Annotated in this window: 23 protein-coding genes, 1 tRNA gene and 1 pseudogene; 5 read left to right on the top strand and 20 right to left on the bottom strand. The window is 61.6% G+C overall.

Annotated elements, in window-relative coordinates:
- Positions 1–88 precede the first annotated feature (88 nt).
- Entirely contained in the window at positions 89–715 is a 627-nt protein-coding gene (locus OSC37_RS03455; protein WP_267163211.1) for a DUF6517 family protein, read from the top strand.
- Here OSC37_RS03455 and OSC37_RS03450 read toward each other — a convergent pair whose 3' ends face one another.
- From OSC37_RS03450 to tnpA, 11 genes and pseudogenes are all read right to left on the bottom strand, one after another.
- Complete coding sequence (locus tag OSC37_RS03450) at positions 716–1,099, bottom strand: Zn-ribbon domain-containing OB-fold protein (RefSeq protein WP_267163210.1); 384 nt, start codon at positions 1,097–1,099, stop codon at positions 716–718. It lies immediately after the preceding gene.
- On the bottom strand, positions 1,096–2,265 hold the full coding sequence (locus OSC37_RS03445) for a thiolase domain-containing protein (protein ID WP_267163209.1): 1,170 nt from the start codon (positions 2,263–2,265) through the stop codon (positions 1,096–1,098). Before OSC37_RS03445 ends, OSC37_RS03450 begins: the two co-directional genes overlap by 4 nt.
- Positions 2,259–3,002, bottom strand: coding sequence for a 3-oxoacyl-[acyl-carrier-protein] reductase (fabG, locus tag OSC37_RS03440; protein WP_267163208.1), 744 nt, complete (start codon positions 3,000–3,002; stop codon positions 2,259–2,261). Before fabG ends, OSC37_RS03445 begins: the two co-directional genes overlap by 7 nt.
- A 92-nt stretch (positions 3,003–3,094) precedes the next feature.
- On the bottom strand, positions 3,095–4,114 hold the full coding sequence (locus OSC37_RS03435; RefSeq protein ID WP_267163207.1) for an AIR synthase family protein: 1,020 nt from the start codon (positions 4,112–4,114) through the stop codon (positions 3,095–3,097).
- Positions 4,114–4,899 (bottom strand): 23S rRNA (uridine(2552)-2'-O)-methyltransferase, encoded by a 786-nt coding sequence (locus tag OSC37_RS03430; RefSeq protein ID WP_267163206.1) that lies wholly within the window; start codon positions 4,897–4,899, stop codon positions 4,114–4,116. The genes OSC37_RS03435 and OSC37_RS03430 overlap by 1 nt, the downstream gene beginning before the upstream one ends.
- Before the next feature lie 137 nt (positions 4,900–5,036).
- On the bottom strand, positions 5,037–5,771 hold the full coding sequence (locus tag OSC37_RS03425) for a DUF7289 family protein (RefSeq protein WP_267163205.1): 735 nt from the start codon (positions 5,769–5,771) through the stop codon (positions 5,037–5,039).
- On the bottom strand, positions 5,764–6,246 hold the full coding sequence (locus OSC37_RS03420; RefSeq protein WP_267163204.1) for a DUF7266 family protein: 483 nt from the start codon (positions 6,244–6,246) through the stop codon (positions 5,764–5,766). Before OSC37_RS03420 ends, OSC37_RS03425 begins: the two co-directional genes overlap by 8 nt.
- A complete protein-coding gene (locus OSC37_RS03415; protein WP_267163203.1) occupies positions 6,243–7,193 on the bottom strand; it encodes a DUF7261 family protein in 951 nt (316 codons plus the stop codon). The genes OSC37_RS03420 and OSC37_RS03415 overlap by 4 nt, the downstream gene beginning before the upstream one ends.
- Positions 7,181–7,714, bottom strand: a pseudogene (locus OSC37_RS19110) (DUF7288 family protein). Before OSC37_RS19110 ends, OSC37_RS03415 begins: the two are co-directional and overlap by 13 nt.
- A 56-nt stretch (positions 7,715–7,770) precedes the next feature.
- Positions 7,771–8,331, bottom strand: coding sequence for a DUF7287 family protein (locus OSC37_RS03400; protein WP_267163200.1), 561 nt, complete (start codon positions 8,329–8,331; stop codon positions 7,771–7,773).
- Between the two features lie 199 nt (positions 8,332–8,530).
- A complete protein-coding gene (gene tnpA / locus OSC37_RS03395; protein WP_267163199.1) occupies positions 8,531–8,938 on the bottom strand; it encodes an IS200/IS605 family transposase in 408 nt (135 codons plus the stop codon).
- 44 nt (positions 8,939–8,982) lie between these two features.
- Between tnpA and OSC37_RS03390 the strand changes: the two genes are divergently transcribed.
- On the top strand, positions 8,983–10,287 hold the full coding sequence (locus OSC37_RS03390) for an RNA-guided endonuclease InsQ/TnpB family protein (protein ID WP_267163198.1): 1,305 nt from the start codon (positions 8,983–8,985) through the stop codon (positions 10,285–10,287).
- 136 nt (positions 10,288–10,423) lie between these two features.
- Here the strand turns inward: OSC37_RS03390 and OSC37_RS03385 are convergent, their stop codons facing one another.
- The 7 genes from OSC37_RS03385 to OSC37_RS03355 all read right to left on the bottom strand — a co-directional run bounded on the left by OSC37_RS03385 (position 10,424) and on the right by OSC37_RS03355 (position 14,895).
- The gene (locus OSC37_RS03385; RefSeq protein WP_267163197.1) at positions 10,424–10,843 is read right to left on the bottom strand and encodes a glutaredoxin family protein; all 420 of its coding nucleotides are present in this window, start codon (positions 10,841–10,843) and stop codon (positions 10,424–10,426) included.
- A gap of 79 nt (positions 10,844–10,922) precedes the next feature.
- A tRNA-His gene (locus OSC37_RS03380) sits at positions 10,923–10,993 on the bottom strand.
- A 315-nt stretch (positions 10,994–11,308) separates the two neighbouring features.
- The gene (locus OSC37_RS03375; RefSeq protein WP_267163196.1) at positions 11,309–11,785 is read right to left on the bottom strand and encodes a DUF5797 family protein; all 477 of its coding nucleotides are present in this window, start codon (positions 11,783–11,785) and stop codon (positions 11,309–11,311) included.
- Between the two features lie 34 nt (positions 11,786–11,819).
- Entirely contained in the window at positions 11,820–12,275 is a 456-nt protein-coding gene (locus OSC37_RS03370; RefSeq protein ID WP_267163195.1) for a Mut7-C RNAse domain-containing protein, read from the bottom strand.
- Complete coding sequence (polX, locus tag OSC37_RS03365) at positions 12,272–14,008, bottom strand: DNA polymerase/3'-5' exonuclease PolX (protein WP_267163194.1); 1,737 nt, start codon at positions 14,006–14,008, stop codon at positions 12,272–12,274. The genes OSC37_RS03370 and polX overlap by 4 nt, the downstream gene beginning before the upstream one ends.
- A complete protein-coding gene (locus OSC37_RS03360) occupies positions 14,005–14,457 on the bottom strand; it encodes a DUF5788 family protein (RefSeq protein ID WP_267163193.1) in 453 nt (150 codons plus the stop codon). The genes polX and OSC37_RS03360 overlap by 4 nt, the downstream gene beginning before the upstream one ends.
- A 39-nt stretch (positions 14,458–14,496) precedes the next feature.
- Complete coding sequence (locus OSC37_RS03355; protein WP_267163192.1) at positions 14,497–14,895, bottom strand: archease; 399 nt, start codon at positions 14,893–14,895, stop codon at positions 14,497–14,499.
- An 82-nt stretch (positions 14,896–14,977) separates the two neighbouring features.
- Here OSC37_RS03355 and OSC37_RS03350 point away from each other — a divergent pair, with 82 nt between their 5' ends.
- Positions 14,978–15,460 (top strand): GNAT family N-acetyltransferase, encoded by a 483-nt coding sequence (locus tag OSC37_RS03350; RefSeq protein ID WP_267163191.1) that lies wholly within the window; start codon positions 14,978–14,980, stop codon positions 15,458–15,460.
- Positions 15,461–15,473: 13 nt separating this feature from the next.
- On the opposite strand, the gene OSC37_RS03345 is transcribed toward OSC37_RS03350, so the two are convergent.
- A complete protein-coding gene (locus OSC37_RS03345) occupies positions 15,474–18,959 on the bottom strand; it encodes a PAS domain S-box protein (RefSeq protein ID WP_267163190.1) in 3,486 nt (1,161 codons plus the stop codon).
- A 98-nt stretch (positions 18,960–19,057) separates the two neighbouring features.
- On the bottom strand, positions 19,058–19,921 hold the full coding sequence (locus OSC37_RS03340; RefSeq protein WP_267163189.1) for an SDR family oxidoreductase: 864 nt from the start codon (positions 19,919–19,921) through the stop codon (positions 19,058–19,060).
- A gap of 104 nt (positions 19,922–20,025) precedes the next feature.
- On the opposite strand from OSC37_RS03340, the gene priS reads away from it, so the two are divergent.
- Both priS and OSC37_RS03330 read left to right on the top strand, forming a co-directional pair.
- A complete protein-coding gene (priS, locus tag OSC37_RS03335) occupies positions 20,026–21,201 on the top strand; it encodes a DNA primase small subunit PriS (protein ID WP_267163188.1) in 1,176 nt (391 codons plus the stop codon).
- A 19-nt stretch (positions 21,202–21,220) separates the two neighbouring features.
- Positions 21,221–22,102, top strand: a complete 882-nt coding sequence (locus OSC37_RS03330) for a hypothetical protein (RefSeq protein ID WP_267163187.1) — start codon at positions 21,221–21,223, stop codon at positions 22,100–22,102.
- The last annotated feature ends 16 nt before the right edge of the window (positions 22,103–22,118 follow it).

The raw sequence follows: 22,118 nt of genomic DNA, 5'->3' as shown, positions 1-22,118 counted from the left end.
GCGGTAACTCGACCGCGAGCAATCCGGTCTCCGCGGTCGCCCGACGCGGGCGACAAAGCATTTAGGGCCGGTCGTTCTCTGTGGTGACATGCATAGACGCAGGGATGTTCTCAGTGTGCTCGGGCTCGCCGGCGCGGCATCGCTCGCTGGCTGTGGCCTCTTGCAGGGGAGTTTCGAACAGCGTGCCTCGCCAGCCGGCGTCGAACAGGCCACGCTTGACGAGCAGGGGTTCGAACACCGGGAGACTGAGGAACTCACGTTCACTGAAACGGTCGACGCGGTGGGTCAATCCAGAGACCTCCGGCTGACGAACTGGCTCGTCACCTTCGGTAAGCCCGCCGGTGGATTCGGCCCGGACGCCGCACAGCTTCACCTCTTCTCGACGCCGAGCGTGACCGTCGCGGGCAACGAAATCAACCCCTTCGACGACCTGGGGGCCGAACAGTTGTTCGGCCGCGTCGCCGGCGGTGGGACGAGTCTCGACAAACAGGGCTCACGGACCGTCGACGTGCTCGGAAACGAAGTCACCGTCGAGCGCTTCCGGACAGAGCGCCAGATTGGAGGGCAGTCGGTAGCCGCGACGATCCACATCGGGCGGTTCTCGAACGACGGGGACCTGCTCGCGGCGGTCGGCACACACCCCGAGGCGATAGACGAGACCGACTCCATCGACGCAGTCGCCGGCGCTATCGAGCACCCCTCGGAGTCCGCGTAGCTACTCGACCGGCCGGAAGACGATGACGCGGTCGCCGGTCGTCTCCGTTCGCTCGACATCGAGTGTCACATTCTGTCCGATTTCGACCGCTTCGGTCTCGCGCATCTGACCGGTGATATTGACGGGCCCAAACGACGCCACTGCAACGATATACGGGGCGTCGTCTGCAAAACTGGGTCCTGAGACGTGGGTCGTGGTGTGAGTCAACACTTCACCACGCTCCGGCAGGTCCTCCTCTTGTAGCTCCGTTTCGCCGGTTTCGGGGTCGACGGCCCGTGGGGGGAGCCAGCCGTTTCCGCTCGGACTTTCGAGGTAGTACGGCTCGCCCTCCTCGACGGCGTCGAGGAAGTCGTCGTAGCCGTCGTCCCGTGCGTCGTCTCTCATTGGTCCACCTCCAGCACGTGAACGACACAGCTTGCAACTGTCCCACCTGCGTTGTGAGTCACACCAATCGAGGCGTCTTCAATTGCGTCAGAGTTGACGTGGTCGCCCCGGAGTAGTTTCGTCAGCTCCGATATCTGTCCACAGCCGGTCGCGCCGACCGGATGGCCCTTCGCTTTTAGCCCGCCGGAGAGATTGACTGGGAGGTCGCTGTCGATTGTCGTCTCTCCCTCTCGGGCTGCTGAAATTGCCTCGCCGGGCTCGTACAGCCCGAGTGATTCGAGCGCGAGCACCTCAGCGATGGTGAAACAGTCGTGCACCTCCGCGACATCGATGTCCTCGGGCCCGATGTCGGCGTCCTCGAAGGCCATCTCTGCGGCGCGGTCGGCCGCTGGGGTCTGGCAGGTTGAGGCGCGGTCGCCGAGCGCGAAGTTGTCACTGTGTTGGCCAGCTCCTCTAATTTTGACTGGCGCGTCGAGGCCGTGGTCCGCTGCGAACTCGTCGCTGACCAGGACCGCCGCACTCGCGCCGTCGCTTATCGGCGAACAGTCGAACATCCCAAACGGCGAGCAGATCGTCGCCGCGTCGAGTACCTCATCGACGGAGATGGCCCGCTGGAACTGTGCGAGCTCGTTGTCGACGGCGTGCTCGTGGTTCTTGACCGCGATGTGTGCGAGGTCCTCTCGGCTGCCGCCGTACTCGTGGAAGTAGCGGTTGGCCATCAGCGAGTACGCCCCGGGGAAGGTCATTCCCGCGCGAATTTCCCACAGCGCGTCGGCAGCCGCCGACAGCGCCTCGGTCCCCTCAGGCGTCGAGAGATTGGTCATACGTTCGCCGCCGCCGACGAGCACCACGTCGGCACGCCCGCTCCGAATCTTCTCGTAGCCCATCCGGACGGCGACGCCACTGGAGGCACAGGCGCTGTCGATGCGCGTCGCCGGCGCACTGACGCCGGCAGCCTCTGCGGCGAGTGGCCCCTGGTGGCCCTGTTGCTCGGCGAACTCGCCCATGTAGTTGCCGAAAAAGACCTCCTCGACAGCGCCGCGTGGCACATCTGCGTCAGTAACTGCTTCGCCCGCGGCGTTCCCGAATAACTCTCGGACCGTCTGAGTCTCGTGACGGCCAAACGGCGTCATGCCGACGCCGGCGATTCTGACATCGTTTACCATTCCATACCCCCGTTGACACCGAGTACCTGGCCGGTCATGTAGCTCGATTCCTCGCTCGCGAGAAACCGCACGATTCCGGCGATATCATCGACCTCGGCGAAGCGGTCGAGCGGAATCCGTTCGAGAATCTGCTCTTTCACACGGTCAGGTACTTCCGCGAGCATATCAGTCTTGACGAAACCAGGCGCAACACAGTTGGCGGTCGAGTTGTGGTGTGCCAGCTCCAGAGCGATGGTCCGGGTAAAGCCAAAGAGGCCGCTTTTTGTCGTCGCGTAGTTGGCCTGTCCGTAGTTACCCTGCTGGCCGACCACCGAGGAGATATTGACGAGACGCCCGTTTTCCGCCTGTCGGAGGTCGTCAAAACAGGCCTTCGTGCAGTTGTAGACGCCGCCGAGGTTCACGTCGATGACACGTTCCCAGTCATCGCGCTCCATGTTCTCGAACTTTTTGTCAACGGTGATGCCGGCGTTATTGACCAGCACGTCGACGTGTCCAAACTCTTCGGTGACGGCGTTACACATCGTCTGGACTGCCTCGAAGTCCGCCACGTCGGCCTGTGCGGTGAGCGCCGAGCCAGGTCCCTCTTCGATTGTGTCCCGGACCTCGTGAGCAGCCTCCTCCGAGGATCGGTAGTTGACGACGACGTTCGCTCCGTTGGACCCCAGCTCCTCGGCGATACCTCGTCCAATTCCTTTCGATGCGCCTGTGACCAGACAGGTTCGGCCGTCGAGTAACATCTGTATCTCGGGATTCAACGGCCACCACTATAAATGTAGTTTCGCACTACTTTCGACCTGGCCGAATCGCTTCTCTGTCCCCGATATCTCTGTTATCGACGCTTGTGTTCGTCCAGCAGCCGCTCGTAGATGGGCCAGGAGGCGTCGGCCGTCGGGGGGTCTGTCGCCGCACCGTCGACGACGACCCCTTCTCCCTGCTCGACGACACCTGCGACGCCCACTGGCGTCCCTCGCTCGGCGAGCGCGTCGCGGACGGCCTCGCTGTAGTCGGGGTCGACCGTGACGACGAGCGTTCCCGACGAGGTTGCACGCCAGGGGTCCATCCCGAGTGCGTCTGTCGCCGCCTCTATCCCCGGTCTGATTGGAATGCCGTCAGTGTTGATGTCGAACCGGACGCCGGCACTGCCTGCCATCTCGTGGAAGGCCCCGACCAGTCCGCCCTCGGTCGCGTCGTGCATCGCGGTCACACCTTCGACATCGGCAACCGCGCGCGCATCGCGAACCGCGCCCGTCTCGTCGAGTCGTGACTGTGCGGTCGAGAGCGTCGACTCGTCAACCGACAGCTGGTCGGGAAACAGCGTCGTCAGCAGACCAACAGCCTCGACTGCTGGGCCTTTCGTGACCAGCACCACATCCCCGGGGGTCGCACCGTTTGGATAGATGATGTCGTCCTCGTCACCGAGAGCCATCGCCGTGCCGTGGCCGACCCAGGGGAACGAACACCCCTCGTACCGGGCGGTGTGGCCGGTCGTCACGGCGACCCCGAGGTCGCGACACTCTCTGTCGATAGCTGTCCAGGCCGCGCCGAACTCCTCGTCTGTCATCTCCGGCGGGAGTGCAAACGAGACGGCGAGATGCGAAGGGTCGAGTCCCGAGACCGCAACGTCTGTGAGGACGAACCGAATGGCAAACTCTCCCGCGCGCTCGAAGCCAAGTTCGGGCAGGATCGAGATGGGGTCCGTCGCGAGCGCGAGTGCGCCCTGGCCGAGGTCGATGACGCCGAAATCGACGCCGTGTGCCGGCCCGGTCGAGACATCTTCACGGGCCGCGCCCAGCCGCGAGGCGATGACATCCTCGAAGAAGCGCCGGTCTATCTTTCCGGTCTCCCCCATCAGTCCTCACGCACGGCCGCGAACGCGAACCGTGGCTTCACGTCCTCTATCTCGACAGGGACCGTCTCGCCCTCCTGTGCGCCGGGAACAAAAACGGTGAAGTCCTCGACGCGGGCGATACCGTCGCCCTCCGAGCCGGTGTCTACGATTTCGACAGCGAGTTCGTCACCGGCACGAACCGGGGCAGTCAACCGATTGCGGGCGACAAGATACAGCTCCGAGGACTCGTCGCGGGAGGCGTCTGGGCGCATCTGGCGGACGTACTCGAACTCCTCGTCAATATCTGCTTCGAGGTCGTCCAGGTCGCGCCCGTCGAAGACCTTGGCCACGAAGTCTCCGCCCGAGGCGAGCAGCTCTTCGGCCACGTCGAAGGCCTGGCGGACGAGATGGACCGATCGGGCGTGGTCGAGATCGTAGTCGCCGGTCATATTCGGTGCCATATCCGAGACGACCACGTCGACCGGGCGCTCGCCGCCGCCGACCGTCTCTCTGATTTCGTCTCTCGTTCGCTCTTCGGTGATATCGCCGCGAACGTATTCGACCGTTGCCTCGGGATCTTCGAGGTCGTCGATTCGCTGGCGGTCGACACCGACGACGGTCCCCTCACGACCAACACGCTCGGCGGTGACTTGCATCCACCCGCCCGGTGCGGCACCCAAATCGACGACGGTGTCGCCGCGGTCGAGCAGGCCGGCTCGGTCGTCGAGTTGCGTGAGCTTGAACGCCGAGCGGGCGCGATACCCCTTCTGTTTCGCTTTGTTGTAATACTCGTCCCGGCCTGTCATGGCTCTCTCACCAACATTCCTGAGATATTCCGGCTGTGAACCGCTGGAAAATTCCCGTTCATATCAGTCGAGACGTGGCCAACCCGGAAAGGTACATCGGATTGTGAGAACAGCACCGTCGGGTGCCTGAAATGCAGCTAGACGAGAATTTCGACGCCAATCTCTTGCAGAGTCACAGAGATGGTGTCTGCGGTGGCCTGACAGGTGACAGAGTCGTTGCTGTCGTCGACCGTACAGTCACTCGCTGTGAGCCCTGGCTGGTCGACGAAATACCGCTCCCAGAGCTCGTACCGCGGCGACTCGACGGTGATTGTGACGTCGCCACTGGTCGCTGCGTGCAGGACCGAGCGACGCTTGGACTCGCCACGGAACAGGACCGTGGTACCACCCGCTGCCTCGATTGCCGGCGCAGTCGTCTCGATGACCGGCAGGAAGATACGCGACTGGTCCAGCAACAGGGGCGGCTCACGAAGTACCAGTCCGCCGTCTCCCTCGTCCCGGAACACGGCTCCGCCCTCGTAGACGAGGCTGGTGTCATCGTCGACGCGCAACACGACCGGGCGGAGGTCGGTTACCGTACTGTTGCCGTCGACGGTGACGTTCATGGTTACGGGCGTCCCGTAGAACAGTTCGGTGTCGGTGAGGTCGATCTCGGTTGCCCGGCTGGGTGCACCGCGTTCGTATATCGCGGCCAGATTCTCCCCGACTACGTCGAACGCTCGCTCCGCGCTCGCGGCCTGCTCGCTCTGTTGGGTATCTATCAGCGCCGGCATCCCAACTGCAGTGACGAATCCGATGACGGCGACGACAAGCGCGAAGATGATAACGTAGCCGAGTATCTCGCTCACGGCCCGCTCTCTGCCGCTAATCATCGCTCACCACCACCCTGTCACTCCCGCTATCGTAGTAGACCGAGACTATCCCGCCCCCGACGGTCGTCTCTGCCATGTCGGTGCCGACAGAGACGTTCACCCGGACCGTCACTTCGGGGTCTACCGAGTGCAGGCGGAGTTGTGGGGGGTCGCCGTCGACGACCGCAATCGAGTACGTCGACCCGGTCACCTGCTGCTTGAAGGACTGATTGATGTAGGCGACATGGGGTGTTGTACCGTTGTTCGCCCGACTGGCGTCGACGAACCGGTCGACCTGCTCGATGTTTCCGGCGATGTGGTTGCCGATGACGGTCAGTTCGCTGTCGATGACCCGCTCGCGATTGTCCTCGACGAACGTGGTTCCGGCGACGAGCAGGCCGGCGATCAGGACCGTCGAGATACCGAGCACGAGGACGTAGTTCAGCGCGATAGAGACCGACCGATTCGAGCGATCACTCTGACACTGACTGCTCATGGCGGCACCTCTTCCGGAGCGACCCGGATTTTTGTCTCGTAACCCACCGCCGACGTATAGAAGGCGTAGTCGACAGTGGCGCTGTAGATAGCACCGACGGCGAACGGCTCGTCGGACTGCTGACTCGTCTGTAGCGCGGTCGTATTCGCACTCCCGGCAGGCCCGATTATCGCCGAGTACCGGCCGGTCACGGCGTCGGCGTTCTCGAATTCGAGTCTGAACGAGTCGCCGATGTTCGCCCCAATCCACTGAGTGGTCCCCGTGTTGTCCTGGAGCTGTCCAAGCGCGAGACAGGGCTTCCCAGCTACGGTCGCAGCGGTCACGTCGATGACGGTAGAGCCGTCGTGGTCGCGGACACACTGTCTGTTGGGGCCACCGTCGACGGTGACGACGACATCAATCTGGTCGCTCCCGTTCTCGACCACCTGTAGCCGCCAGTCGGCATCGGAGGTGTCTGTATCGTTCGCGACGAGCGAGAACTGGCTGGTGCCCGGATCAGAGATATTCAGCCGCAGGTTCCGCACGGATTCGACGTTGCTGTCTGTGAGAATCCACTCCTGTTTTCCGCCGACACTAGTGAAGTTTCGACTCGCGTTCGTCTGTGCGATTCTGGTTCCGTCTTCGATGTTACTGACTGCTGTGTTTACGAGGCGGCCCTGCGTCGACTGCAACACGGCTCCCGCCGACGAGAGGCTGTCGACGGTCGCGTTGAACTCTGTCTGGGTGAGCGTGCTGTTTTTGTTGACTGCCGTCAGGACAGCGCCGACACTCTGTTGGAGTTCGGCACGGTACTCGAGTGCCTCGTGTGAGCCTGCGACATCGTCTCGTGTTGCGATATTCTCGGTGTAGATTGCGGAGTTGACCACCAGCGCGAGCACGACAAACGAGACTGCGAGCAGAAACGCGGTGACGAGGAGGAGCTGGCTCCGGTCGCCTATATCCGCCATGCGACCACCTCAACGCGGACGAGATTGTAGTATGGATCGCTATCGCGGTCGACGACGTAGAACGCCCCGTCGGCTACATCCGAAAGCGGTTCTTGCTCCGTGAAGTCGGGGCCGAGGAGTCGGTCCTCGGTTGTGAGGACGAGCGTGTGTGAGGCACTCACCGCATGGTCGCTTGGCTGTCCTTGCCGCACCATCTGCTGTGTCTCGATGCCGTCGCCGGTGCGGTAGTGGACGAAGACGTTGTAGGCGATGTTCCCCGTCCCAAACGCATCCGCGAGCGCGTCACCGAAGGCGTTCGGGGGCGGCCCCGACCGCTAGAACGGATCTGCGTTCCCGTGGAACTCGCCGGTCGTCTCGTTCCAGTACAACACCGCCTCGCGCAGGGCACCCGTGTCGGCGGCGGTGTCGAGAACTCCTTCGCTCGTCGACTGGAGTTGATTCTCGATGTGCTGGCTCGACGTACTCGCCGACAGTGGCGTGACTGCGGTCATCTGGAGCGCGAACCCGATAGCGGCGAGCATCAGGATTGCACCGACCACTGCTTCGAGCGTAAGCGCCTGTCCGCGGTCGTCGCTGGCTACCACAGCACCACCGCCAGCGTGACCGACCGCCCGTGTAATGAGACGACCCGGCGGGCAGTGATTGTCGCGTCCCCCTGGTCGACGATGTCGTCTCCGCGTGCCAGCACGACCGCGTCCCCGGCGCACTCGGCGTGACTACGCTCGACGAGTCCCGGCTCACCGTTGTTTGCGGGCGAACTCTCTGTCCAGCACAGCTGTTCGCTGCCTGACCCGCTGGTCGTAACGTTCCCGTTGAGGGTGACATTTACGTTCCGGGCAGTGTCGAGGTTCAAGACCGCCGACGGCGAGCCAGCATCGTAGTTACAGCGTCCGGACGCATCGTTCGACTCGTTGAAGAACGCGACCGTACAGTACCGGTTGAGGACTGACGGCCGCTCGGCGGACCCAAGCAGCTCCTGTGAGAGTGAATCCGCTGCTCTGTCCGACAGCGAGGGGTTCTCCTCACCCGAGAGTTCGAACGGCTGGAGAATCCCCGGGACGAACGAGAACGCGAAGACGAGGACGCTCAGAAAAATTGCGATACCGATAGCGAAATCTATTGTCGTCTGTGCTCTCACTGCTCTCTCTCCCCCTGATATAACGGTGTGCTCGTTTGCATCGATGGCTCAGTTGCGGGTCTGTCTGTGCCCCGGTTGCCCGCTGTTGTGGCAGCGAACTGGCGTTACACACTTGTTCGTTGCCGGTTGTTATCAGCTTTGAGTCTAAACGAAAAGCAGCGCGAGTTCCCTGCCCCACCGTGGGCGGGGGTGAAGCGCGTCACTCCGGCGCGTGTTCTGTCTCCTCAATGTACCGCTCAACCACTTCTTCCGACACTGCTCCGGTCGTTCCCACGTAGTATCCAACTTTCCAGAATCCACCGCCCCAGAAATACGACTCCTGAATCTCGGAATGCCGCTCTAGCAAGTGCTTTCCCGCATACGACTTGAACTGCCGAGCGATCTCCGCCGGACTGTGCTTCGGATCTGTTTGCACGAATAGGTGAACGTGGTCGTCTGCAATCTCCAACGCCAGAATCTCGTGACCGAAGTGATCAGCAGTTTCACCAAACAACTCCCGCACGTCGTCCTCCACCACACCCAGAACAGGGTGCCGATACTTTGGACACCACACGAAATGATACTTACAGGAACTAACTGAATGTGCATGACTTCGGTACTCTTTCATTACAAATCCCCGCATTTATGATAGTCTGGAACGATTGTCAACGTATGGGTGAAGAAGCCACGAAGACGATTCAGACGCGGCTTCACATAGCGTCTGGAGAGCGGTCGTGGCTTCATGACGCCCGCCTCGCGTCACGCGAAATTTTCAACGAAACAATCCGCCTCACACAACAGGGATACACACGCACCGAGATACAGAAAGAAGTTGACCGCGACGACTTCTTGCGGAACAACAAGTGTGCCGTCGTCGGCAAAGCCCTCCAAACGTGGGACTCCTACCAGTCGCTCAAAGAGTGGTGGGAGAATCAAGACAATCCCGACGGAGGCAAACCGACACCACCGAGTACGGACAAATCAGGCGCATACCCGCTCGTGATGGCACACACAGAAGGCTATCGCCTCACCGTGGACGACGACACGAACCGCGTCCAAGTCCGCATCAGCGCCAAGCCCAGAAAACACGTTAACGGCCATCTGAGCGGAGAAACAAACGCAATGGACGAACTTCGAGACGCCCTCACGTCGGATAAGGTGGATGTGGGGCAGGCCGAACTCCTGTACCGAGATGGCGTGTACTACCTACACGTCACGGTCACGCGCGAGTTCGACGTGCCCGAACCTGACACCGCCGAAACCGTGGTTGGCGTGGACATCAACGAACGCAACGTCGCGCTTACCGCCCTCGACCGCGAGACGATGCGGACGAAGGGAACGCTCGTCCTTGACTACGGACGAGTGAAGCAGGAACGGCAACGCTATCACACGATCACGAAACGCTGTCAGGAACACGGAAAGACGAGTATTCACCGAAAATTGGGTGACAAAGAAGAACGCCTCACCGAGTGGGTGCTGCATCGTCTTTCCCGTGCTGTCGTGGAGTTTGCAGAGCAGTTCCCGAACTCGGTCATCGTGTTCGAGGATATGAGTGGCATCCGTGAGGAAATGGAGTACGGATCGTATATGAATCGGCGGTTGCACAAACTGCCGTTCCACAAGTTCGAGAAATTTGTCTTGTACAAGGCAACGTGGCGAGAGCTACCAACGGATACGGTGGACGCCTATTACAATTCGCAGACGTGTTCGTGCTGTGGTGAACGTGGGAATCGACATGGGAGGCGGTTCCAGTGTCCGAACGACGAATGTGATGTAGTGCAAGACCACGCCGACCGGAATGCGTCGGTGAATGTTGCGTGGCGCGAGAAGGCGAAACTCGACGGTAACGATACGGATTACCGGACTCACAAAACCCAGCCGCAGGTTCGGCTGGTGCGTCTGTCTGGGTCGGGGCGCGTAAGCCGCCCACCCTCATCCCGCTCGCTTGCCGAGCAGGGAGTGCTATCACACGGCTGAGGGAACTGCAAAAGCCTCGGGCCACCGTGCCCGAGGTTGTTTACATGTGGTGTGTTGTCTGTTATCAACATGTCGGTCGCTCACCAACGGTGATCCTGTCGCTGACGAACGCAAAACCGGCGTTCAGGGAGCCGAATTAGAACGGGGCTTCGACGTCACTGGTGTCGTCTGTCTCGTTCGTGAACTCTGGCGGTGCGGCCTCCTGGTCTGCGTTGAGGGTCTCTGCGAGGTCGCCGCGCTCGGCGTACTCTTCGAGGATATCACTGCCACCGACGAACTCCCCATCGACGAAGACCTGTGGAATCGTCTCCCAGCCGCTGTGTGTCTCGAGTGTCTCGCGGAACGCGTCGAGGTTCTGGAGCACGTCGACGACCGCCACGTCTTCGGCATCGCGGTAGTGATGCACAAGTGACAGCGCCTTATCTGAGTAGCCACACTGTGGCATGCGTCTGTTGCCCTTGACGAACATGGCGATTTCCTCGCTCTCGATGGTCTCGGCGACGAGTTCTTCTGTCTCTTCAGCCGTCAAATCCGGCTCGTTCGGTTTGAACGTCATACACAGTGTTGTATCTACGGGAGATAAAAGACATTGGTCGTGTTTGTGGTTCATATCATCACGACGTGAGGCAAAGAGAGTCCAGGCGCGGGAATTGAACCCACGTCTTGGCCACCACAAGGCCAAAGGATACCACTACCCCAGCCCGGACACGCACTCAAACCTTACCGGGTAGGATAAATATACGTTACGAACTGTTGTTGGTGCTGATGGGTGATACCCCGCCACATGACGGAGATGCGCATCGTGATTATTGCGATGATGTTCAGACCTGTCTCATCGTGATTGTTGCGAGTCGTTACCGCCGTCGAGAAACGAGACGTGGGTCTCACGCCGTGAAACACCGAGATTCGTGACGTGGCCACCAAAATAGCCGCAACAATCACTATCAGCGAAGCGCCTGTTTCACGGTCCGATACCGGGGATACGCGAAACAATGGCGGGAGAACGTCCCAGTAATCAGCATCAGTCGTCGTCGGTCTCGATTGTGATGTGGTCGCGCTCGACGGCGAGTCGAAAGGTCGGGACGGTCGTCCGAACTCGCTCGACGACACCCTTGTCGACGAGGGTATGCAGCGCCGAGCGGACCTCATCGACATCGGCCCCGAGGTCGTCCTCAACGTCGTGGAGGGTGGCGACGACGCTCTGTGGCTCGGCCTCGGCGTCTGGAAGCACCGCGACGATTGTTGCTTGGAGGGGCGTTCCCCGGACTGTCCGGTCTTCGGAGGGCTCTTCACCGTTGATGAGCCCGGCCGCCGCTGGCGTCGCACAGATAAGGCTGTCCTCGTTTCGGTAGTAGTAATCGCCGAGTTCGGATTCGAGATAGCTGTGGACCTCGCTCCCGCTGTCCATCTCCCAGCGGTCCTGTAACTCGCCGTTTTTCGTGGGCTGTAGCTCGACGATGTCCGCCAGGCGCTCGTGTGCCTCCTCCGAGAGTGTCATGTATCTGCTCGTACTGCAACCAGGGTTATCCCCATTATGGATTCTCCCGAGCAGTCCGGAGCGTGTCTGTCACGTCGTCCCAGTGGCTCCCTTTCCAGAAGTGCTGTCCACAGGCCGTACACCACCAGACGTCCTCCGTCTGTGGGCCGGGGGCGTACTCCGGCGTCGGCTCGTCGGCATCGACACCCTCGACGATTCCGTTACAGAGACTGCAGCGCTCGGGTGCCTCGGGTAGCGAAAGCTCGAAGCCCGCCGCAACGAGCGTCGAGAGCATCGGCTTGATCTCTCGTGACTCCAGCAGGAGCGCACCCTCTGTCCGCGCGGCGAGGGCCTCGTCCCGCGTCAGCAGCGTCCGCTCTTCTGCCTCCGCGTAGTTGCGAATCTCGTCGTCGGTTTCGAGGTCGGCGTCGAGGACGTAGACGGTATCGTACCCACACATCCGCAGATAGGTTGTCAGTCCGCCCAGCATCGCGTCTGTCAGCACGCTCATGAAAGAAACGAGCGGACCTCCGAGAGCGGCTGCGTGTTCAACACGTCGCCGCCCTCGGCCCACCCTCGTCGGGCGACGTGGACGCCGTACCGGACGAGGCCATAGCTCGACGGCCTGTGGGCGTCCGTGTCGACGGCGACGGTCGCGCCTTGTTCGAGCGCGCGCTGGACGAGCCGCCCGCCTAGGTCGAGCCGGGTCGGGTTCGCGTTGATTTCGAGTGCAGTCCCGGTTTCGGCCGCGACAGCCCCGAGACGCTCGATATCCACCTCCATTCCCTCACGCTGATTGAGCTGTCGGCCGGTTGGGTGTCCGATGATATCGACCTCTGGATGGCGGGCGGCCTCGACGAGTCTGTCGGTGCCGTCGCCGTCGAGTCCGGCGTGTGGCGAGGCCACGACCAGGTCAAGCTCTCCGAGCACGCTATCCTCGACAGAGACGCTGCCGTCGGCCGCGATGTTTGCCTCGACACCCGCGAGCACGTCGATCTCGCCCTCCTCGTCGACCTCGCGAATCGCCGCTATCTGCTCGCGTATCTCCGTGTCGCTCAGGCCGACGCCGCCGACCATCCCTGGCCCGGTCGCATGGTCAGTGATACAGACGTACTCGTGACCGAAATCGGCCGCGCCTATCGCCATCTCTTCGATTGTGTTGGCTCCGTCTGACCACTCGGTGTGGGTGTGGAGGTCGCCGCGCACGTCTCCGGTTTCGACCAAGGCCGGCAGGTCGTCGGCCGCGGCGGCCGCGACCTCGCCGCGATCCTCGCGGAGTTCGGGCGGGACCCACGCCATCCCGACCGCCTCGTACATCTCCCGCTCGGTCTCGCCGCCGACTCGCTCGCCGGCGCGCTGGTCGTCTGCTTCTTCTAGCTCGGAGACGTCGAAGACACCGTACTCGTTTATTTTTAGCCCGCGGTCGAGCGCGCGGTTGCGAACCGCCACGTTGTGGTCTTTGCTGCCGGTGAAATACTGTAGCGCGGCACCGAACTCCCTGGATGCGACGACCCGGAGGTCGACACGCACGTCGCCAACCCGGATACTTGCTTTCGTCGAACCAGCCTCGATGACAGTGCTCGCCTCCGGATAGTCGGTGAACGCCTCGACGACCACGTCGGGGGCGTCGCTGCCGACGAGTACGTCCACGTCGCCGATGGTCGGCTTCCACCGCCGAATTGATCCCGCAAGCGCACACCGAGAGACCGCCTCGTTGTCGGCGAGGTAGTCCCGGACCCGCTCTCCTTGGGGGCGGGCCTCGCCGAGTAGTTGACGCTCGTGGGCCTCCCGTGCGAAAGGGATGCCCTCGAGGATGTTCTGCTCGGTCTTCTCGCCGAACCCTCGCAACTCCTGAATCTCACCGGCCTCGGCCGCGGCTTCGAGGTCATTGAGCGTCTGGACGCCCAGTTCCTCGTAGAGGCGACCCACAGTCCGGGGTCCGACACCTTCGACGCTGGTCAGGGCCTCTATCTCTACGGGCAGCTTCGCCCGCAGCTCCTCCAGCTCGGCAATCTCGCCGGCCTCGATGTACTCGACGACCTTCTCGGAGATGGCGTCGCCGACGTCGTCGATTTCGGCGACGGTATCGGCTCCCTCGCCGGCCAGCGCCTCGACATCGGCGGTGTGGTCGCGGATGCTCTCGGCGGCGCGCTCGTAGGCCCGCGGTTTGTAGTCGACGCCCTGTGCGTCGAGTAACATGGCGAACTCTTCGAGCAGGGCCGCAACCTCGTCGTTCGCACTCATCGTCCCTGCCCCCGCCCAACGCCGTGTGTCGCGTCGCTGTCCTGGCCGAGTGCCTGCTGGAGGAACTTCATCCACCGTTTGCGGTCTGCGACTGCCTGTGCGTTCTCCTCTTGTTCGAGGTCGACCCGACCAAGCTGCTGTAACGCGTTCAGGGCCCTGTCGATGCCGATAATCGCCTCGGCAAGTTCCTCACCTTCCTCGTAACTGATGTCGCCCTCCTCGATGCGTTGTTTGCGTTCGAGGCGTTCCCGACGGAGGTTCTTTTTCGCCCGCTCGACACGCTCGCGCTCACCCGACGGAACGGTATCGCGCTGTCGTATCTCGAAGACAAACGCTTGTAAGTCGAGTTCCGTCCCCTGAACGTCGATAGCCTCAGGAATGTCGACCCCGACCGTCGCACCCTCGCGTTCGACGCGCTCGAGTAGCTGCTTGCGTTGGAACTCTTTCACACGCGACGGTACGCGCCTGTCCTACTTCGCTTCTTCGCCCTATACGTCGAAGACGACGTAGGCCTCCCATCCGTCTCCACGTTCTGTAATCTCCATCTCGGAGTAGGTGACCGCCTTGAGATCTCTGGCGTCGACAGCGTCGAGCGCAACGCCGCGGTAGCTCGCTGTCACGTCCCCGCCGTCGACGTTCGCACGGTTGTCGACCGGTAACACTCCTTGGATATCCCGTTCGTAGATGAGTTCGTCGAGGTAATCGAACAGAAGCGCCTCTCTCGACTCGGCGGTAACGGCAATCTGGTGGCGGTCCCCGCCGTCGGGGACATCCTCGCACATCGCGGCTGCCATCCCGTCGGCCACAGCACCGAATGCCTCCCCCAGCGTCTCCCCCGTGGCAGCGACGGCGATATCGGCCGTGTGTTCCCGAAGCTCGAAGGACATGCCCCGAGGTAACGCCAACGTCACCGAAAGGGTTGCGTTGCAACGACAGGAATTATTATTCCGCCCGTCCTACGTAAGGCTAGTGAGCGTCAATATCCGCCGACTGGAGGTTGCACCCGGCAGCGACGACTACGTGGAGGCAGCCTGGCGGCTCAAAGAACGCATCCGACGCAGCGAGGGTGTCCTCCGACAGCGCAAGAACTTCTTTTCAAGTGCGTACACTCGCTCGCGTGTCTTCCTGTACAAAGACGAGACCCGCGGCCGACTCATCGGCTTTGCGACGGTCCGCCGTGACGGCTATCTTCTCTTTCTGGCCGTCGACGAGGACTACCGCGGACAGGGGTTCGGAAAGCGACTCATCGCTCGCGTCGCAGAGGAGTTCGGGCGAGTGACCTGCCACGCGCGGACGACCAACCGCAACGCGCTGGAGTTCTATCGCGGGCTCGGATTCGAGACCGTCCGCCGCATCGAGAACTACTACGAGGACGGCGGCGACGCCTACTACCTCCAGCTCGGCGACGACGCGGGAATCAGAGAGAAGCTGGCGTCGCTGCTGCGACGGTGACCCTGGCCGGCAGTCACGGCGTGACGCCAGATATCTCGAAGCGAGCCCCGCCAGCGGTGCCTTCGGTGACAGCAATCTCCCAGCCGTGGGCGTCGACGACTCCCTTGACGATAGCCAGCCCGAATCCGGTGCCGTCCTCGGCCGTCGAGATTCCCATCTCGAAGATGTCTTCGTGCGACGGGATGCCAGGGCCGTCATCGGCGACGTAGAATCCGTCATCGAGTGTTCCCACCGTGAGACGCACGGGAGTATCGTCCGCCGGGCTGGTGGCGTGCTCGACAGCGTTGCTGATGAGATTCTCGAGTAGCTGTGTGAGTCGCACGCGGTCGGCGCGTACGGTGCGGTCCTCGTCGAGGTGGAGCTCTGCCTTGCCGGTCTCGACAGTTTCCCAAGCCTGCTTGACCACCGTGTGAAGCGACAGAGACTCCAGCTCCCCGAGGTCGTTTCCCTGACGGGCGAGCGCCAGCAGCTCTTCGAGGAGTCGGTCCATCCGGTCGACTGCCCGGGAACACCGCTCAAAGTGCTCTGTCTCTCCGGTCCGTTCTGCCAGGTCAAGCGACAGTTCGAGGGTGTTCAGTGGGTTGCGCAGATCGTGGCTGACGATGCTCGTGAAGGCGTCGAGGCGCTCGTTTCGGTTCTTCAGTGCCTCTTTTTGATCTCTGAGCCGATCTTTGTCGGCGAGCTGTTCGAGTTTTACTGCCGCGTGATCGACCAAGAGCTCGGCGAACTCGCGGTCGTACTCGTCGAAGGCACCGACGTTCGTCGAGACTGCCTGGAACGTCCCGAACTCTCCGATTGGGATTGTCAGGACAGCACGATACTCACTGCTAGCGGGCGTGATATCCGACTCGCGGAGGTCGTCGACGAGAATCGTTTCCTGACTGTTGTACGCCCGGACCGCCAAAGTATCGTTGTCGGCAAGCGACAGGGTCTCGTAGTAGTCACCGCCGTTCATATCCAGCGACCACGCCTCCTGAACCAGCTTTCCGTCTCGCTCGACGTCGATTGCGACGAGGTCAAACTCGAAGATTCGCTTTGCTGTTGCTGTCACCGTCTCGTACACCTCCGAAGCCGACTCGGCCCGCCCAATTACTGTCGCCGCGTCGTGGAGCGCTGAAAGCGTTTCCTCGCGCTCCTCTCGGCGGATGACCGTCTGCTTTTGTGTGAGTGCATTTGCGATAATGTGTGCACTCACCTCCATCAAATCGAGTGTTACCTCCGTCCAGGTGGCAGACGACCCAGTCCAGTCGAAGCCGATAAACCCGAGTGTCTCGTCGCGACGTGTCAACGGTACCACGACGATAGAATTAATGTCGCCGGACTGCAGCGTTCGCTGGAGGTGTGTGGCCTCGGAGGGAAGGGAGTCGGCGTCCGGAACAGTCACCGTCTCCTGGTCGAGTACCTTCGGGATGAACCACGAGAAATCTCCGGTGTCGAGGTCCTGTAGCTCCGACCGCTGGGAGTCGACGCCGGGCGCACACCATTCGTGAGTGTTGTCCATCACCGAGCCGTCCGCAGAGAACTCGAAGACGTAACTCCGGTCTGCCTCCTCGTACTCGCCGATTCGTTCGAGCGCCGTCTCTATCCGGCTGTCGACCTCCTCTTTGCTCGCGTCTATCAGTCCCGAGGAGATGTCGATGATTATCTCCTGTAATCCCTCGCGACGTTGCTCCTCGGTGACGTTGCGGACAGTCCCGGCAACGCGGTCGACCGTTCCTTCGATAGCAATTGGCGTCAACATCACCTCCCAGGTGTGTCGCCCGCTCTCGTCTGCGGTTGTGTAGGTAACTTTTTCGTTTCTCTCAATGCAGTCGTGATACGCTTCTTCCAGCCGTGTGTCTGATATCGCGGCAAGCGGGTCGTCACTCTCGTCCGCGGCTGCAGCAGAATCCCCAAGCTGCTTGACCGTGAGGCCTGCCTCGTCTTCGAGCAGGAACAGTGTCTCCTCGACGTGTTCGACGACGCTCTCGTATTCCTGTTTTATCGATTCGAGCTGGCGCTCGTGTTGTCTGATCTCTGTTACGTCGTTGAGCGTCGCAAGCACGGCCGGCTGACCTTCGTATTGGATTTTGGAGACGTGGAGGTCGATAACCCTGCATTGGTCGTCTGCCGTCGTAATCTCTATCTCGTAGTTGTTCGGAGGTTGTTCTCCGGCGAGTCGCTTCCTGTACCGGCTTTTGACCAGGTCGTGGTAGTCGGGTGCGATGATTTTGGTGAACGAGTGGCCGAGCAGCTCCGTCGTACTCTGGCCTGTTAGCTCACAGAGTCGCTCGTTGACGAACTGTATCTCTCCGTCTTGGATGATGATGACACCGTTGGGGCTCTGGTCGAGCAGCGTCCTGTAGAGCTGGCGGCCCTCTTTGTGTCTTCTGGCCTGTCGCTTTTGCTCCGTGATGTCTGTTGCAACGCCGACCACCGCCTCTCTCGTCTCGTTCAGGGGGGTGAGACGGGTCAGGAACGTTCGAGTGCCGTCGTCAGTCTCGATGTTCTCTTTGAACTCGAGTGACTCCTCTGCAGCAAGTGCCTCTCTGTCGTAGGCTCTGAACTGCTCGGCGAGTTCGTCGTCGAACAGATCTTCGGGGGTTTTTTCGGCCACTTCGGTCTCGTCTTCAATACCGAACATCTCGCGGTAGTTCTGGTTCATCAGCCGGAACCGACTCTCGTTGTCTCGCATCCAGATGGCCGACTGGACGTTGTCGAGAACGGCTTCGAGCTGGTGTGTTTTCTCTTTCAGTACTCGTTTTTGCTCCTTGCGCTCGGTGATATCACGGAAATAGACGAAGATGCCGTCGTCTCCCTCTGCCGGGAAGATGCGTTCTTTGTACCAGCGGCCTGGATTGATGTCTCCCTTCTGGACTATCGTCTTCGACTCCTGGCTGTCCAGCACCGCTCTGTAGGCGTCGAAGGAGTCTGACTGGTTTCCCGAGACGAACTCGTCGTACTGCGTTCCGACCATCTCCTCGCGCGTGACTCCGAGCAACGACTCGGCCTGTTCGTTGAGGTTCGTGATTACTAACTCCTCGTCGAACTCTACGAAGCCATCCGTGATTCGTTCGAGCGTGCGCTGTCGCCGCCGGTCGGCGCGTTCGGCCTCCTGCCGTGCTCTGTACTGCTCGACAGCGTTTTCGATTCTGTTCGCAAGCACGGTGAACTGACTCGTCTCACCGCGTTTCTGGATGTAATCGGTTGCCCCGGCAGAGAGGGCCTCTGCGGCGACCTCCTCGGAGCCTTTTCCGGTGAACACGATGACCGGTAAGTCCGGATACTCTGACCGAACGGCTTCGAGAAACGCGATGCCGTCCATCTCCGGCATATCGTAGTCGCTCACCACGCAATCGTACTCCCACGTATCGATCTCTCTGAGGACCGTCTCTGGATTCGTGGCGGTTTCCACACGCAACTGCTCGCTCTCTGATTCTAGAAGCGTCTCCGAGAGGCCCACAAACTGCGGATTGTCGTCGACATGTAAGACCGCTAGCTCTCCCGGCTGGTCTTGCATATATCTTCTGTTCGATTGCCTGGTTGATAAATCATGACTATTGTTACCATTTTACTTGCTATTGATAATTATGCTCTGCCCAGGGACTCCCGACTTCCTCATTCGTAGGTGGTGGTGAACCCACCGTCCCAGAGCAGGTCGCCGCCGTTGAGATGTTTGCCGTGTCGTGAGAACCCGAAGGTGAATAGATTTGCAACCTCTCCCGGCGTCATCATCTCCGTCGTGCGGGCCTGTCCCAGCATAACATCCTCGATGACCTCCCGCTCGGAGATGCCGCGCTGTTGGGCGGTCTCTGTTATCTGATTGACCATGAGCGGGGTCATGACATAGCCCGCCGAGATAGAGAAACTCCGTAGCGTGCCGCCACCTTCGGCGGCAATCGACCGCGTGAGTCCGTTGAGTGCGTGTTTGGCGACGATGTACGCCGGCTTGCGCTCCGTGGCGTAGCGGCCGTGGACCGAGGACATGTTCGCGATTGCGCCGATGCCGTCGTCGGTCGCCTCGATGTGTGGCATGGCTTCCCTGGCGGTCAGGAAGGGGGCCCGAACCATCACGTCCTGTAACTGGTCGTACCGCGTAGTCGGAAACTCGGTAATCGGGTCGATATGCTGGAGGCCAGCGATGTTGGCCACGTACCTGAGGCTCCCCTCTTCAGCGGCCGCCTCGACGACAGCGCTGATATCGCCTTCCTCGGTCAGGTCCGTCTCGACGCCGAGTACGCGACCTGTGGCGCCCAGGTCGGCCGCGATTTCTGCCGTCTCATCGAGTCCTGTCTCGTCGATGTCGGCACCGACGACTGTCAGCCCGTTGACCGCAAGCGCGACCGCCGTTGCTCGCCCGATTCCGGACGCTGCGCCGGTGACAAGTGCGACCGATTCGGTCCCAAACCGTTCGTCCTCGACGACCAGCAGGTCATCGCGTGTCAACTCCGGGGCGTGTAGCTCTGGGGTTTCCTCAGTCATGCATATCGATGACACGCCACGGAAGTATGGTTCCTCGGGTTAATTACCCAACCACTACCGGACAGATGGCAAGCCCTATTGCATCGCTGCCAGAATAAATCGACGTGAACGAGCGGACGCTGGCGTATCTGCGCGGTCGGTTCGGCGACTACTACCGGGGTGGAGCCGTCGACCAGCCGCCTGATGCTCACGCACGTGAGTGGGGCTATGTTCCCTGGACAGAGGGGCCCGGTGAGACGTACGTCCGTCACAACTCACTGCTCGATTTGGGCGACCTCGATGACTTCCTCGCCCGCGAGCGTCCCCGACATATCTACTTCTCGGCCGGACTGTACAACGACCCAAGCGAGAAGACGATGGACGGGAAGGAATGGCAGTCTTCGAACCTCATCTTCGACCTTGATGCCGACCACCTGCCGGGGACGACGCCAGACGACAGCTACGGCGAGATGCTTGCCGCCTGCAAAGATGCACTGTATCGGCTGCTCGAATTTCTCCGTGAGGATTTCGCCTTCGAGAAGCTCGAAATTGTCTTTTCTGGGAGCCGTGGATACCACGTCCACGTCCACGACGACAACGTTCAAGAACTCGACAGCGACTCGCGTCGCGAAATCGTCGACTACGTCCGCGGCATCGGCCTGGAGTTCGACGCCCTCGTCGACGAACAGACTGTCGCCGGCTCCGTCGGACGGGAGAGCCCGGCGAACAACCGCTATCTGCCGACTGACGCCGGCTGGGGGAGACGCGTCCACCAGGAACTGCTCTCGGTGATGCGTGAGGTCCGTGAGATGGACCAGACCGAGGCCGTCGAGACCCTCCAGGAGTACGAGGGAGTCGGCCAGAAGAAGGCCGAAACTGCCTACCGGTTCGCACAGAACCGCTTTGTCGAGATAGAGGAGGGGAATCTCTCTGCACACAACGTCTTCGAGAACCTCGCCGAGCAGTTCGCTCCGGCCGTCGTCGCCGACCAGAACGCACAGATTGACGAGCCGGTCTCGACGGACACGAACCGGCTGATTCGCCTGCCCGGAAGTCTCCACGGCGGGAGCGGGCTCGTCGTCCGCCCGATTTCGGCCGACGACCTCGACGAGTTCGACCCACTCGTTGACGCTGTTCCCGAGACGTTCACCGGCCACGACATCACCGTCGACGTGACAGCGCCCGGGACTGTTCGACTCGGTGGCGATAGTTTTACACTGGAGGAGGGCGTTCACTCCGTTCCAGAGTACGTCGGCGTGTTCCTGATGACGCGGGGACGCGCCGAGAAGGGCAGAGAGTGACAGACGAAACTGTGATACCATGGACCTGAACGAACTGCAGTCGGTGCGTGACCGCGAGCGACAGACCGACAAGCTCCAGCAGCTGCGCGAGTCGTTTTACGCCGATGCGGGCTCGTTCATCCAGCAGCTTCACACAGAGCGCGACCGAGCGGTCGACCGCGCGGAGGACCCGTTCGACTCGCCGGAAGTCCGCCAACTGACCGACGAGATTAACACTGCCGAGCAGACCGTCGAAGCGATTTACGAGAAACGGGTCGGCAAAATCGTCAAGGCCGCCTCTTTTGCCGCGGCCGACCTGCCGGCCGAGTCCGACGGGATGACAGCCGAGGAGCAGACGCTGTTCGACGACCTCGTCGGTAACATCAAGGACAACCGCGAGCGTGTGCTGGCGCTTCTCGACGGCGAGGAGCCGTCACAACCAACCGACACGACACAGGCCGAGTCCTCGTCCGCTTCGCCGGCATCTGGTGACAGCGTACCCCCGGAGACGGCCGAGACACCGGGAGGGTGGGACGAGAACGACAACTCCGAGGGCGTAACAGCCGCCGACGTGATGGGCGGAGACGGGCCGTCCCCGGTACCGGATTCGACACAGTCCGAGGCGACAGGCAAGGGCGACCCACAGCCGGAGCCGCCCTCGCCGGCCGACGAGGCAGTCCCGCCGTCGGCAGAGCCCGTCGACCCGCCCGTCCGCAACGACGGCGGGACCGCGACGCAGACGCCAGAGGCCCCACAGGCCGTGCCCGATATCGAACGCCAGCGCGTCCAGATTCTCGACGACGTAGATACCTTCCTCGGGTTCGATGACCGCGATTACGACCTCGAAGCTGACGACGTGGTCTCGTTACCCGCCGGAAACGCGGATATCCTCCTCGAACGGGGCGTCGCCCGCGAACTCTGAATGTGGCGTCGCGTTG

Origin of the sequence: Halovenus salina (assembly GCF_026410925.1) — an archaeon.
GTDB classification, from domain to species: domain Archaea; phylum Halobacteriota; class Halobacteria; order Halobacteriales; family Haloarculaceae; genus Halovenus; species Halovenus salina.
This window is presented reverse-complemented; position numbering and strand designations above follow the sequence as displayed.